1 protein-coding gene is annotated in these 451 nt (G+C 63.0%); it reads right to left on the bottom strand.

The genetic code is table 11. From position 1 onward, the window contains the following. Positions 1 to 451, bottom strand: a 451-nt coding sequence (locus AACY08_RS29660) for a DUF3300 domain-containing protein (RefSeq protein ID WP_339472650.1), incomplete at both ends; no start/stop codon positions are given.

Genomic DNA, 451 nt, shown 5'->3' with positions numbered 1-451 from the left:
ATCATCGCGAGAACGTCCGCGGTACTCGCGAGCGCCTTGACGCTGTCATCCCAGGATTGCTTGTCGACCTCGTTCTTCAAGGTCTCGGCCTTCAACGACTTGCGGTCCTTGAGCCAGCGGTCGGCCTGGACCACTTCCAGCGGATAAGTCGATGCGGCGAGCACGTTCGCAAGCAGGTCGTCTGGATAAAGGGCAATCGGCGCGACCAGCGCCTCGAGCTGCTCGGGCTTCAACAGGTCCGCGGCCGGCGCCGCCGCGGCCGCCAGCGGCGCGGAGGTCGCTGGCCTGTCCGTCGCCTGCGCAAATGCCGCGATGGGCATCGCCATGACGAGCATGAGCGCAATCAAGCTTCTGCCGCTTCGAAACATCACATCCTCCATTGACGAGGCAAATGCCAGCATCGACGCGGCCACCAGACATTCGTTGACAAAGATCAAGGAAAGCCGGCGCA

Source organism: Pseudomonas sp. EL_65y_Pfl1_R83 (assembly GCF_963970695.1).
In the GTDB taxonomy this organism is placed as follows: domain Bacteria; phylum Pseudomonadota; class Gammaproteobacteria; order Pseudomonadales; family Pseudomonadaceae; genus Aquipseudomonas; species Aquipseudomonas tritici.
The sequence above is the reverse complement of the archived record's forward strand: the minus strand, read 5'-3'. Positions and strand labels throughout refer to the sequence as shown.